Origin of the sequence: Streptomyces sp. NPDC001604 (genome assembly GCF_042893475.1) — a bacterium.
Classification (GTDB): Bacteria; Actinomycetota; Actinomycetes; order Streptomycetales; family Streptomycetaceae; genus Streptomyces.
Genome location: NZ_JBIAUY010000011.1, coordinates 281,735 through 294,875 on the forward strand (window position 1 = coordinate 281,735; position 13,141 = coordinate 294,875).

The window sequence follows — 13,141 nt, forward strand, 5'->3', positions numbered from 1 at the left end:
TCGTCATGAAGGTGGTGCGGTACGGCTCCTTGTGGGGGTGCGTTTGGCATTCCTCTGCCCGACGGACTGCAGCGCGCCTTCCAGCGCGAACGTCGCCGCACCCAGACATGCCGGGTCGGTGGGGATCGGGGAGAGGACGATCTCGGTGGCGGCCATCGGTCGCGGCAGCGCGTGCCGGGCGACGGCCTCGCGCACCTCCGCGACCAGGGGCTCGCCCAGGGCGGCCGCGACCCAGCTGCTGAGCACGACCACTTCGGGGTTGAAGAGATTGACCAGGTCGGCGATACCGGCGCCGAGGTAACGGGCGGTGTCCCGGACCACCTTGACCGCCACCGGGTCGTGCTCGCGCATCCCCTGGGCCAGCGCGGAGACGGTGGCCGTCTGGTCCTCCGGGTGCAGCAGCGGGCTGCCGGGGCTCAACTCCCGCAGGTTCAGCATGATTCCGGGCGCCCCGACATACGTCTCGACGCAACCGTGGTTGCCGCAGTGGCACAGCCGGCCGTCCAGGACGATCGTGTTGTGCCCCCACTCGCCGGCGCTGTTGCTGATCCCGCGGTGCAGCCCACCGCCCAGGACGAGCCCGGCGCCCACACCGGTGCCGAGGGTGACCACCACGGCGTCCCCGCGCCCGCGGGCGGCCCCGAACCACAGCTCGGCGACCGCGACGGCGCGGAGCGGGTTGTCCAGGTACAGGGGGTAGGCGATGTGCTCGGTGAGCAGGTCGAGCAGCGGCACGTCGTGCCAGTCCCAGTTGGGCGCGTACTCGGCGACGCCGGTGTCGCGGTCCACCTGTCCCGGCACGCTGACGCCCACGCCCAGCACCCGCGCGCCCTCGATGCCGGCCTGTGCGACCACCGAGCCGACGGCGGCGGCGACATGGCCGACCATCTCCTCGGGGAGGCTCTCACCGGGGCGGACGTCCTCGTCGGCGCGGGCGAGCACGTTCAGCGCCAGATCGAACAGCTCGACATGGACGTACGTCTCCGCGATGTCGACGCCGATCAACGCGCCCCCCGACGCGTTGACGGCCACGAGGCCCCGGGGGCGGCCGCCCGCCGAGTCCTCGAACCCGACCTCGGTGATCATCCGCAGATCGAGCAGCTCGCCGACGAGCGTGGCGACCGTGGCGAGACTCAGACCGGTGGCGGCCGCCAGCTCCTGCCGGGAGGTGGGGGACGCGGCGATGATCTGGCGCAGCACCTCGTAGCGGTTCGCGGTGCGGATGTCGCGTGATGTGCGCTTCACCGGTGGGGTACCCCCGTCCCTTCGCTCAGGCGCACCGGACACCTCGGCACCGGCGCGGCGCAAGGCTATGGCCTGCGGGGGACTTTCGACAAGGGGTTAGGAAAGGGGGTTTATAAAGCCCTTCACAGGTCAGTCGCCCAGCACCGTCCGCACGAAGGGGTTGGCGAATTTTCCGTCCGGGTCCAGTGTCCGCGCAAGCGACCGGAAGTCGGCCAGCCGGGGGTACCGGCCGTGCAGGACCGCCGGGGGCGTGGTGAAGACCTTGCCCCAGTGCGGACGGGCCTCGAACGGGTCCAGCGCCTCCTCCAGCCGCCGCACCACCGGCAGCACCGCCTCCGTGTCCTCCACCCAGGTGAAGTGCGCCGCCACGGAGTCCCGCCCGTACGCCGGGCTCAGCCACTGCCGGTCGGCGGCGACCGTCCGTATCTCGCAGGTCTGCAGCACGGGCGCCACCGTCGCCCGGATCCCGTCGAGGGCGTTCAGCACGTCGACGGCGTGCTCCCGCGGCAGCAGGTACTCCGACTGCAGCTCGGCCCCGCTGCTCGGGGTGAACTCCGCCCGGAAGTGCGGCAGCCGCTCGTGCCACGGCCCCGGCACCCCGAACTGCTCCGTGCAGTTCACGGCCGGCATCCCCGGCACGGGGTGCAGCTTCTCAGCGGCGGGCGCGGCCCACGGGAATTCCGGCAGCGGCTGGTCGGTGCGCCGCTTGAGCCACACCTGCCGGAAGCCGGGCTCCCGCCAGTCGGTGAACAGGCTCACGCTGTACGCCGCCGAAGCGATCGTCTCGAACGTCTGCGGGTCGAGCCCGGCGAGGGGGAGTTCGGTGAACACGTGCTGCTCGACCTCGAAGGCCGGCTCCAGGTCGAGGGTGAGGGCGACCACGACGCCGAGCGCGCCCAGCGAGGTGACCGCGCCGTCGAACCGCGCGTCGCCCCGCCCGATCCGCAGTGTGTCGCCGTCGGCCGTGACCAGCTCCACCTCGCGCACCGGTGCCGCCAGCGAACCGTTGGTCACCCCCGAGCCGTGGGTGCCGGTCGCCACCGAACCGGCGACGGAGATGTGCGGCAGGGACGCCATGTTGGGCAGCGCGAGCCCATGCGTGTGCACCACGCGGGCCAGTTCCGCGTACCGGACGCCGCCGGAGACCCGTACCGTGCGGGCCGTGGTGTCCACGTCGATCACCGGCGGCAGTCCGGCGATCGAGAGCAGGGTGCCCTCGGGGCCCGGTTCGGCGATCTCGTTGAAGGAGTGGCCGCTGCCCAGGACGCGGACCTTGGCACTGTCGGCCACGAGGGTCCTGAGCGCGTCGAGCGAGTGGGGGCGGTGCAACTCCTTGGCCGTATAGGTGATGTTGCCTGCCCAGTTGGTGACCGTCTCCGTCATTCCTGTCGTCCCTCCGGCGGGTGCGTGTGCATTGACCCTCTCATCTGCCGCGACCTACCGTGAGAGCGTTTTCTACAACTTCGTCGCCGAAGTCGGAGGGCCACCCCCTTGCCCGAGCGTCCCCAGGCTCTGTTCGCCATGACCGCCGGCAACCTGCCGCTCGTCTTCCCCGCAGAGGTGCTCGGGCGACTGCGCGAGGCGGTGGACATCGATCCGGGTCTGATCGCGGAGGACTTCGCCCAGCCCGCCGTCCGGGAGGCGCTCGCGCGCACCGAGATCCTGGTCACCGGCTGGGGCTGCCCCCGCCTGGACGCGGCCGTCCTCGACGCGGCGCCGAAACTGCGCGCGGTCCTGCACTCGGCGGGCTCGGTCAAGGGTTTCACCACGCCAGAGGTCTGGCGGCGCGGCATCGCGGTCTCCTCGGCCGCCGCGGCCAATGCGCTGCCGGTCGCCGAGTACACGCTCGCGATGATCCTGCTCGCCGGGAAGGACATCCTGGGCGCCCGGGAACGCCTGCGCACCACGCGGGCCCACCCCGGCTGGGGCGTCGTCCCGGGCATCGGCAACCACGGCCGCCGTGTCGGTGTGATCGGTGCCTCCCGGATCGGCCGCCGCGTCATCGAGTTGCTGGCCCCCTTCGACCTGAGGGTGAGCCTCACCGACCCGTATGTCACCGAGCCGCGAGCGGCCGAACTCGGCGTGGCGCTCCTGCCGTTGGACGACCTTCTGCGCAGCTCGGACATCGTCACGATCCACGCGCCCGAGACCCCGGAGACCCACCACCTCGTCGGCCGCCGGGAACTCGCCCTGATGCCGGACGGGGCGACCCTGATCAACACCGCGCGCGGCGGCCTGGTCGACCACGAGGCCCTGGTCGACGAGGTCCGCACCGGCCGTCTGAACGCCGTCCTCGACGTCACCGACCCCGAGCACCTCCCTGCGGACTCCCCCCTCTACGACCTCCCGGGCGCCTTCGTCACGCCGCACCTCGCGGGCTCCCAGGGCAACGAACTGGCCCGCCTCGGCATGACGGTCGCGGAGGAGGCCGTACGTCTGTTGTCGGGCGGGGACCTGGCTCACCCGGTGGATCCCCGGGTGCTGGAGCGGGAAGCGTGACCGCGGATTTCGTAGATCATTACCGGTATGGCATAGCTATTCGTAAAGATCTGGCGTAGTAGCTGCGATATCAGTAGCGTCCATCCGTATGGCGCTCGAACCGCTCCCCGAGACCGACCTCACCCGACACCGCCGTCTGCGCGAGCAGGGCAGCCTCGACCGCGCCGATCTCGACGCCATCCTGGACGCGGGGTTCGTCTGTCATCTGGGTGTGGTGGTCGAAGGGCGGCCGCTGGTCGTGCCCACGGTCTACGGGCGGGACGAGCGGCAGCTGTACCTCCACGGCTCGGTGGCCAGCCGCAGCCTCGCCGGCGGCACCCCGGTCTGTGTCACCGTCACGCACGTCGACGGTCTGGTCCTCGCCCGCTCGGTCTTCGAGCACGGCGTCAACTACCGCAGCGCGATGATCCACGGCGAGGCCCGCAAGGTCACCGACCCCGAGGAGAAGCTGGAGGGCCTGCGCCGGCTCACCGAGCACGCGGCGCCGGGCCAGTGGTCGTACGCCCGGCTGCCCGACCGCAAGGAACTCGCGGCCACCACCCTCCTCGCCCTGTCCCTCGAAGAGGCCTCGGTCAAGATCCGCACGGGCGCCCCCGACGACGGCGACGGACCGGACGCGGAACTGGGTCTGTGGGCCGGAACCCTGCCGCTGACCTCGGTCTGGGGCGCCCCCGTCCCCGACCCCCTGCTGCCGCCGGACATCCCCGTACCAGGACACATCGCTCGCCGCGGGGGGACCCGGCACGGCTGACGCGCGCGCCAGGGCATACCGTGAGGAGTCGAACGCCTGAGCCGGAAGGAGAGTCGGGATGGGCAGCCGTACCGCACTGGTCGAGGATCTGATGGAGCGTTTCCCGCACGTACCGCGGGAAGCCGTCTTCAAGGAGGACCTGCTGCGTGGAGGCGTGGCCTTCGACCCGTCCGCGCTCAGCGACAACGAGTCCGGCGAGGTCAAGCCGAAGTCGTACTTCATCTTCTCCTTCGACCACGGCACCCTGCCGGAGCTGGGCGAGGCCGCGCTGAGGCGTCCCCCGGAGGAGATCATCCTCACCGGCGGCCCGTACGACCTGCGCCGCACCGTCGTCTCCGTACGCGTGAACCCGGCCTCGCCCTACCGCGTCGCCGCCGACGACGAGGGGGTGCTCGGGCTCTACCTCGACGGCAAGCGCATCGCGGACGTCGGTGTGCCGCCGATGCCGGAGTACTACCGGCACACCCTCTCCAACGGGAAGTCGGTCATGGAGGTCGCCCCGACCATCCAGTGGGGCTACCTGATCTACCTGACCGTCTTCCGGGTCTGCCAGTACTTCGGCGCCAAGGAGGAGTGCCAGTACTGCGACATCAACCACAACTGGCGCCAGCACAAGGCCGCCGGGCGGCCGTACACCGGTGTGAAGGACGTCGACGAGGTCCTGGAAGCACTGGAGATCATCAACCGCTACGACACCGCGAAGGCCTCCACCGCCTACACCCTCACCGGCGGCGCCATCACCTCCAGGCTCCAGGGCCGTGACGAGGCCGACTTCTACGGCATGTACGCCAAGGCCATCGAGGAGCACTTCCCGGGCCGCTGGATCGGCAAGGTCGTCGCCCAGGCGCTGCCCAAGGACGACGTGAAGCGGTTCAAGGACTACGGCGTGCAGATCTACCACCCCAACTACGAGGTGTGGGACGAGTATCTGTTCAAGATGTACTGCCCGGGCAAGGAGCGCTACGTCGGCCGCGACGAGTGGCACAAGCGGATCCTCGACTCGGCGGAGGTCTTCGGCGCGCGCAACGTCATCCCCAACTTCGTGGCGGGCGTGGAGATGGCCGAGCCCTTCGGGTTCAAGACGGTCGACGAGGCCATCGAGTCCACCACCGAGGGCCTGCGCTTCTTCATGTCGCACGGCATCACGCCCCGCTTCACCACCTGGTGCCCCGAGCCCACCACCCCGCTCGGCAAGGCCAACCCGCAGGGTGCCCCGCTGGAGTACCACATCCGGCTGCTGCAGGCCTATCGCCGGACGATGGACGACTTCGGCCTCTCCTCCCCGCCCGGATACGGCCCGCCCGGACCCGGCCGCGCGGTGTTCTCCGTCAGCTCGTTCATGGACAGTCTCCCCGCGCAGGAGGCGGCCGAGGTGTGAGTGACGGACGGGGACCTTGAGTCAAAACGGGTCCCCGTCCGTACATGAGGCCGGAGTTGTGTCCTCCGGCCGGTTCACAGGTTCTGTCAGGACAACTGAACACAGCGCTTGTCAGTTGTGTTGAAAACGTGAAAGGCTCCTGTCCTGCCGCGAGGTTCCCCCCAACTCCTTCGCCGAAAATGGTGAGTTGACCTCGCTTGTGGATGCAGGAGACTCATGCCCGACCTGCCGACCCCGAAGGACGCCGCCGAAGCCGCGCTGTTCTCCGAGTGCTGGGACGCGGTGCTTTCCTACGCCGATCTGTGCACGGCCGGCGCCACCGCGGCCAAGCAGCTGGCCACGGAGGCGTTCGCGCTCGGTATCCGCGAGGTCCGCGCCGCCGAGACCGGGGGCGCCCGGAGCAACGGCCGCCGCTCGCCCCGGCTCCCCGTGATCCCCCTGTTGCTCACCGCCGTACGCACCACGGCGGCGGCCTGGGAGGCCGACGGACAGGGTCAGGACCTCGATCCCGACCTGCGCCTGTGGCTCAACTCGGAGAAGGCCGCCCGCTACACCGGCCCCCCGCTGCGCCGCCCGATCGCCCTGCGCGGTCTGCGCGACCTCCAGGAGGCGGATGCGGCGCTGCTGTGGCTGTGCGAGGTGGAGTCGTTGCCGCGGTCCGTGGTGGCCCGCCGGCTCGGCCTGGACCCGGCCCTCGTCGGCGAGGAACTCGACCAGGTGCGGGGCCTGTTCAGGGACCGCTGCCACCGCAACCACCTCGACACGCCGATGGACGCGCAGTGCCGCAGCTATGCGCGCCTGCTCGACGCGATCACCAGGTCGCCCGCCGCCGACATCCCGCCGGACCTCTCACGGCACCTCGCCACCTGCGTGGACTGCGCGGAGGCCGCCGCCTGTCTGCGTCCCCAGGGCGGCGGGCTGCCCGCGGCCCTCGCCGGCGGTGTCATCGGCTGGGGCGGCCTCGCCTACCTGGAGCGCCGCCGCCGGGCCGCCGAGGTGCGCCTCGGGGTGGGACGACCGGAGGCGGGAGACGGGCAGAGCGGCGGACCGAAGACCGTCCTCGACCGTGCACGCGTCGTCCGGGGCGGGCTGCTGGTGGCCGCCGTCATGGTCTCGCTGCTGGCGCTGGCCACGTCGATGATGCCGTTCGGCAGCAGCGACAACGAGGCCGCGAGCAGCGACGCACCGGCCGACAGCAGCCCCGTGGCGGCCCCGCGCCCGTCCCTGCCGTCGGCCACCCCGACGCCGAAGAGAGCCTCCCCGACCCCCTCCGCCACCCCGACGAAACCCGACGGGGGCAAGCACTCCGACCCGGAACCCCAGGGCACCTCCGCCACCACGCAGAGCAGCGCCCCTGATCCCGGCACCAGTGCGGCCGCCACCTGCAAGGTCGCCTACCACCTGGACAACCAGTGGACCGACGGCTTCCAGGCCACCGTCACCGTCACCACCGCCGACGCCCTCGACACCTGGCGCGTCGCCTGGTCCTTCCGGGACGGCCAGAAGGTCGGTCAGATGTGGGACGCGAGCGTCGCCCAGGACGGCTCCCGGGTCACCGCGACCGCCGCCGACTACAACAAGGCCGTCCCCGCAAAGGGCAAGATCACCTTCGGCTTCCTCGGATCCTGGCAGGGCAAGAACTCCTCGCCGTACGACTTCACCCTCAACGGGCTTTCCTGCGCGAAGAGTTGATCTCGTACGGTCCTTGACGGACGCCGCGACCGGGTGACCTCGCCAGGGGCACCCGGTCGTTCGACGACGCTCGGTCAGCAGCCCGACTTGTAGAAGTACTTGCTGACCGACGGGTCGTTCATGTTGGCCTTCGTGATGGCGACCATGTCGGTGCCGATCGACTTCTGGACGCTCTTGCCCTCGAAGGCGGCCGCCAGCTGGTCGACGGCCTCCCTGCCGATCGCCGCCGGGTCCTGGGCGACGAGGACCTGCAACGTGCCCGCCTTGAGGGAGGCGACCTCGTCCGGTTCGGCGTCGAAGGCGGCGACCTTCACCTTGCCCTGCTTGCCTGCCTGCTTGAGGCCGGTGGCGATGCCCTGGCCGGTGTTGGTGTTGCCCGCGAAGACACCTCCCAGGTCGGGGTGGGCCGCGAGCGTCGACTGGATCTGCGAGGCGGCCGTGGCCGGCAGGTCGTTGTCGTAGAGCGTGGGCAGCATCTTGATCTTCGGGTACTTCTTCATCTCCTCCGTGAAGCCCTTGATCCGGGCGTCGGTCGTGGAGACACCGGGCTTGACGCTGATGACGATGGCCGAGCCCTTCTCGCCCATCAGCTTGGCGAGCGCGTCGGCGGCGACCCGGCCGCCCTTCTCGTTGTCGGACGAGATACGGGTGACGCCGATCGAGTCGTCGGTGACCGTGGTGTCGACCAGCGCGACCTTGGTGCCCGCCGACTGGATCTGCTTCAACGACGGCGTGAGCGCACTGGTGTCCACCGGCGAGATCATCAGCCCGTCCGGCCGGGAGGCCGCCACCGAGTCCAGGAGCGGGCGCTGCACCGACACGTCCCACTGCGCGGAACCGTCCGCGCCGAAGTCCATGCCCTTGGCCTTCGCCTCCGTCTTCGCCGCGCAGGTCATGGTGATGTAGAAGGGGTCGCTCTTCACTCCGGTGATCAGCCGCACCTTCTTGTGCGCGGCACCGCCCGACGACCCCGACCCGCCACCGCTGGACGAACTGCACGCGGCGGCCCCGGTGAGAGCCAGTACGGTGCCCGCGGCGACCAGTGCGCTGCGCCTGCTGCGAATGCTCATCATCGAGACATCTCCTTAAGCTTTCTCTCGGGTCTTCCTGCGCATCTGGTCGACGTAGACGGCCGCGACGAGCACCACGCCCACCGCGACGTCCTGCCAGTACTGCTGAACGCCGATGACGATCAGTCCGGTGGTGAGCACGGCCGGGATGAACACACCGATCACGGTGCCCAGCACCGAGCCGCGCCCGCCGAAGAGGCTGGTGCCGCCGAGCACCACGGCGGTGATCACCTTCAGGTTGTCGGTGGAGTGCCCGGCGATCGACGTGGTGCCGTACGAGGCCAGCCACATCACCGCGCCGAGCCCGGCCAGCAGGCCCATCAGCCCGTACACCTTCACCAGGTGCCGGCCGACCCCGATTCCCGCACGCCGTACGGCGGTTGGATTGGAGCCGATCGCCAGGGTGTGCGTGCCGAACTTCGTCGCGCCCAGCACCAGCCCGAACACGGCCGTCACCACCGCGGCCAGGATCACCAGCCACGGAATGCCGAGCACCTTGCCGAAACCGAGGCTGTTCTGCAGATGCGTGGCCGCCGCACCCGCCGGGTCCTGGCCCCCGGTGGCGAGTTCGGCGATCCCCAGCGCCGCCCCCAGACCGCCGAGCGTCACGATCAGCGGCGGCACCTTCCCGGTCGCCACCACCGCACCCTGCAGCACACCCCAACCTGCGCCCACCGCAAGGGCGATGACCACACAGACCGCGACCGTGCCCCAGCCGGCGTCCGGCCCGCCGTGGTGGATGTTGTACTCGCCGGCGGCCACAGCGGACAGCACCAGCACCGAACCGATGGACAGATCGATGCCCGCCGTGATGATCACGAAGGTCATGCCGACGCCCAGCACCAGATAGATGGCCGCGTTCACGGCGATCTGCGTGAGGTCGTACTGCGTGAAGAACTTGCCCGGCGCGGCGATCGTGAAGAACGCCACCAGCACCACGAGGATCACGAAGGTCCACAGTTCGCTGATGCCGGCCGCCCGCCGCAGCCAGTCGGGTACGGTCCTGCCGGCACCGTCCGAGGCGGGCGGGGCCTGCTGCTGGGCCGCGGCCGGGCGGACTTCCTTGCTGTCGGCGGTCATCGCCCGTCCTCCGCTTTCCTCAAGGACCCGTTCTGCCGGGCCGGTTCGTCCAGCGACCCGGTCATGGCCCCGACCAGCTCCTCGATCGTGGTGTCCGCCGCGGTGAACGAGGCCACCCGGCGCCCGAGCCGCAGCACCTCCACCCGGTCCGAGACCGACAGCACCTCGGGCATGTTGTGACTGATCAACACGACACAGATGCCCCGGTCGGCGACCCTGCGCACGGTGTCCAGGACCCGGGCGCGCTGCACCACCCCGAGCGCGGCCGTCGGCTCGTCCATGAAGATGACCTTGTTCGCGAACGCGACCGCGCGCGCCACGGCCACCGACTGTCGCTGACCGCCGGACAACGTTGTCACAGGAGCCGTCACATCTTTCAGTTCGACGCCCAGCTCCGCGAACGCCTTGACCGCCTCCCTTCGCATCGCCGGCCGGTCGAGCACCCCCAGGCGGCCGAGCAGCCCGCCGCGCACGACCTCCCTGCCCAGATACAGATTGGCCGCCGCATCCAGATCCGGAGCGAGCGACAGATCCTGGTAGACGGTCTCAAGTCCGTGCCGCTGAGCGTCCATCGGCCCGCCGAAACGGACCGCCCGCCCCTCCACCCGCACTTCGCCCTCGTCGGGTGCGAGCACCCCCGACAGGACGTTCACCAGAGTCGACTTTCCTGCGCCGTTGTCGCCGATCAGGGCGACGACCTCGCCCGCGTACGCCGTGAAGTCGGCGCCCTGCAGCGCCTGGACGTGACCGAAACGCTTGACCACACCGTGCGCCGCGAGAAGTGGTTCCCTTGCAGAGGCCATGTTGTGCCTTCGCGTTGGTATCGTTAACAGTTCGTCGATTCTGGGAGCCCCGTGGGTGGGCGTCAAGGGTCGTGTGTGACCCGTTCTCAAGAGGTTGCACAGCGGCCCGTGAGCTGCCCGCCCGACTGCCGAGGAGGACTGCGGCGTGGTCGGCCGCCCCACGATGAAGGACGTCGCCGCCGAGGCGGGCGTCAGCGCGATGACGGTGTCCCGCGTGGTCAACGGCGCGGGGGGCGTGGCACCGCGGACCGCTGCGAGAGTCGAGGCCGCCGTCCGCAAACTGGGCTACCAGCGCGACGAGTTGGCGCGCCAGCTGCGCCGCGCGGACCAACCCAGCCGGACGATAGGCCTGTTGGTGGACAACGTCGCCGACCCCTTCATGGCCGCCGTGGCCTCCGCCGCCGAGGACGTTGCCCGCCGCCGCGGCAGCGTGGTGCTCATCGGCTCCAGCCGCGCCGACCCGCGCCGGGAGCGCGAGGTCGTCGCCGCCTTCACCGCGCGCCGCGTCGACGGTCTCATCCTCACGCCGGCCGCGGGCAGCCACCGTTTCCTGCGGCCCGCCCAGGAGCAGGGCACCAAGATCGTGTGCGTGGACCGGGCCGCACCCGGGCTGGAGGCGGACACCGTGGTGGTGGACAACCGCGCCGCGGTCGCGGGGGCCGTACGGCACCTGATCGCGCACGGCCACCGCCGTATCGGCTACCTCGGTGGCCGGCCGGACATCTGGACCAACGGCGAGCGCCACCAGGGCTACCGGGCGGCACTTCGGGCCGCGGGCATCGCCGCCGACCCCGGGCTCGTCCGCCACGGTCTGCGCTCGGCGCCGTCCGCCGCCGAGGCCGTCACGGCCCTGCTCGCCTCCGCCGAGCCGCCCACCGCCCTTCTCGCCGACAACGAGAACCTCGCCCTCGGCGCGCTGACGGTCCTGCCGCCCCGGATCGCCTTCATCGCCTTCGACGACTTCCCGCTGGCCGAGCGGCTGACACCGCCCGTCACCGTCATCGCCCAGGATCCCGTCGCGCTCGCCACCACGGCCGCGCACGTCCTGTTCGCCCGCATCCACGGGGACACCTCACCGCCACGCACCCTCGTCATGCCCACGGAACTGATCAGGCGGGGGTCGGGGGAGGTGCCGGGGCCCTTCGCCGGGCAAGGGCATTGAGCGGCTCTTCGAATATTCCGTGGCGCCCGGCGGACGTACCGCTCTAGGGTGAGCGGGCAGGGAGCGGTGGCCGGTGGCCGCCGCCGTCGAACGAGTGCGAAACCGGGAGGTGTTGACCGATGGCTGTCTTTGCGACGAGCGCTGCCCGCATCCAGATCATCAAGTCCACCTCCGTGGCTGTCGGCTGACCTCAACTCCTTTCGCCGAGGCCACCCTTGTGAAGGGTCACCCTTGACTTCCAGCTCTGCTTCCAGTTCCGCTTCCGGTGCTGATTTCTCCGCGCTCGCCCCCTACGGCTGGGACGAGGCATGGGCGGACGCGTTCGCCCCCCACGAGCCCGAGGGGCTCCTGCCCGGACGTGTGATCCGGGTCGACCGCGGCCAGTGCGACGTGGTCACCGCCGATGGCGTCCTGCGGACCGACACCGCGTTCGTCACCCCGCACGACCCGATGCGGGTCGTGTGCACCGGCGACTGGGTCGCCGTCGAACCCGGCGGCAACCCGCGCTACGTACGGACGTATCTGCCGCGCCGTACCGCCTTCGTGCGCTCCACCTCCTCCAAGCGGTCCGAGGGGCAGATCCTCGCCGCCAACGTCGACCACGCGATCGTCGCCGTGTCCCTGGCCGTCGAACTCGACCTCGGGCGCATCGAACGCTTCCTGGCCCTCGCCTGGGAGTCGGGTGCGCAACCGCTGGTCGTGCTCACCAAGGCCGACCTGGTGCCTGACGCGGTCACGCGTGCGCATCTCGCCCAGGACGTCGAACTGTCGGCGCCGGGCGTGACCGTGCTGACGGTCAGCGCCGTGGAGGGGGACGGGCTCGACGTCCTCGTCGGCCTCGTCTCCGGCGGTACGTCCGTGCTGCTGGGGCAGTCCGGTGCGGGCAAGTCGACCCTCGCCAACGCTCTCCTGGGCGAGGACGTGATGGAGGTGCAGGCCGCCCGGGACGTCGACGGCAAGGGGCGTCATACGACGACCACCCGCAACCTGCTCGCACTGCCCGGCGGGGGTGTCCTCATCGACACACCGGGGCTCAGGGGCGTCGGCCTCTGGGACGCCGAGAGCGGGGTCGGACAGGTCTTCTCCGAGATCGAGGAACTGGCCGAGCGGTGCCGCTTCCACGACTGCGCGCATGATGCGGAGCCGGGGTGTGCGGTGCGGGAGGCCGTCGAGAGCGGGGAGTTGCCGCATCGGCGGCTGGAGAGCTACCGCAAGCTGATGCGGGAGAACCAGTGGATCGTGGCGAAGACCGATGCGCGGGTCCGTGCGGAGCTTCGGCGGGATTGGAAACGGAAGGGGGCCGCGGGGCGGGCGGCGATGGAGCTGAAGCGGGGGCGGCGGTAAGGGTGCCGGGGGTGGGGGTGCCGGGGGGGGGGGGGGGGGGGGGGGGGGGGGGGGGGGGGGGGGGGGGGGGGGGGGGGGGGGGGGGGGGGGGGGGGGGGGGGGGGGGGGGGGGGGGGG

Annotated in this window: 11 protein-coding genes; 6 read left to right on the top strand and 5 right to left on the bottom strand. The window is 71.0% G+C overall.

The features are described 5' to 3' along the window. Window positions 1-3 precede the first annotated feature (3 nt). Window positions 4-1,245 (bottom strand): ROK family transcriptional regulator, encoded by a 1,242-nt coding sequence (locus tag ACFY1E_RS28470; RefSeq protein ID WP_389080519.1) that lies wholly within the window; start codon window positions 1,243-1,245, stop codon window positions 4-6. A 129-nt stretch (window positions 1,246-1,374) separates the two neighbouring features. Further along, the gene (locus tag ACFY1E_RS28475; RefSeq protein WP_389080521.1) at window positions 1,375-2,628 is read right to left on the bottom strand and encodes an FAD-binding protein; all 1,254 of its coding nucleotides are present in this window, start codon (window positions 2,626-2,628) and stop codon (window positions 1,375-1,377) included. A 108-nt stretch (window positions 2,629-2,736) separates the two neighbouring features. Here ACFY1E_RS28475 and ACFY1E_RS28480 point away from each other — a divergent pair, with 108 nt between their 5' ends. The 4 genes from ACFY1E_RS28480 (at window position 2,737) to ACFY1E_RS28495 (ending at window position 7,565) form a co-directional block, all read left to right on the top strand. Continuing rightward, window positions 2,737-3,744, top strand: a complete 1,008-nt coding sequence (locus ACFY1E_RS28480) for a hydroxyacid dehydrogenase (protein ID WP_389080522.1) — start codon at window positions 2,737-2,739, stop codon at window positions 3,742-3,744. An 88-nt stretch (window positions 3,745-3,832) separates the two neighbouring features. Then, the gene (locus ACFY1E_RS28485; protein ID WP_389080524.1) at window positions 3,833-4,495 is read left to right on the top strand and encodes a pyridoxamine 5'-phosphate oxidase family protein; all 663 of its coding nucleotides are present in this window, start codon (window positions 3,833-3,835) and stop codon (window positions 4,493-4,495) included. 58 nt (window positions 4,496-4,553) lie between these two features. Then, complete coding sequence (locus ACFY1E_RS28490) at window positions 4,554-5,873, top strand: radical SAM protein (protein WP_389080525.1); 1,320 nt, start codon at window positions 4,554-4,556, stop codon at window positions 5,871-5,873. A gap of 216 nt (window positions 5,874-6,089) precedes the next feature. Further along, complete coding sequence (locus tag ACFY1E_RS28495; protein ID WP_389080527.1) at window positions 6,090-7,565, top strand: cellulose binding domain-containing protein; 1,476 nt, start codon at window positions 6,090-6,092, stop codon at window positions 7,563-7,565. 74 nt (window positions 7,566-7,639) lie between these two features. Here the strand turns inward: ACFY1E_RS28495 and ACFY1E_RS28500 are convergent, their stop codons facing one another. Genes ACFY1E_RS28500 through ACFY1E_RS28510 form a run of 3 tightly spaced genes read right to left on the bottom strand, consistent with a single transcriptional unit; the run spans window position 7,640 to window position 10,518 of the window. Beyond that, a complete protein-coding gene (locus tag ACFY1E_RS28500) occupies window positions 7,640-8,638 on the bottom strand; it encodes an ABC transporter substrate-binding protein (RefSeq protein ID WP_389080528.1) in 999 nt (332 codons plus the stop codon). A 12-nt stretch (window positions 8,639-8,650) separates the two neighbouring features. Beyond that, window positions 8,651-9,715 carry an ABC transporter permease gene (locus ACFY1E_RS28505; RefSeq protein WP_389080530.1) on the bottom strand — a complete coding sequence of 355 codons (1,065 nt, stop codon included), beginning with the start codon at window positions 9,713-9,715 and terminating at the stop codon, window positions 8,651-8,653. After that, window positions 9,712-10,518: an ATP-binding cassette domain-containing protein gene (locus ACFY1E_RS28510; RefSeq protein WP_389080532.1), complete on the bottom strand. Its 807-nt coding sequence runs from the start codon at window positions 10,516-10,518 to the stop codon at window positions 9,712-9,714. Before ACFY1E_RS28510 ends, ACFY1E_RS28505 begins: the two co-directional genes overlap by 4 nt. 145 nt (window positions 10,519-10,663) lie before the next feature. Between ACFY1E_RS28510 and ACFY1E_RS28515 the strand changes: the two genes are divergently transcribed. Together ACFY1E_RS28515 and rsgA are read left to right on the top strand one after the other, a co-directional pair. Further along, window positions 10,664-11,680 (top strand): LacI family DNA-binding transcriptional regulator, encoded by a 1,017-nt coding sequence (locus ACFY1E_RS28515; protein WP_389080533.1) that lies wholly within the window; start codon window positions 10,664-10,666, stop codon window positions 11,678-11,680. 231 nt (window positions 11,681-11,911) lie between these two features. Beyond that, complete coding sequence (rsgA, locus tag ACFY1E_RS28520; RefSeq protein ID WP_389080535.1) at window positions 11,912-13,024, top strand: ribosome small subunit-dependent GTPase A; 1,113 nt, start codon at window positions 11,912-11,914, stop codon at window positions 13,022-13,024. Window positions 13,025-13,141: the final 117 nt, after the last annotated feature.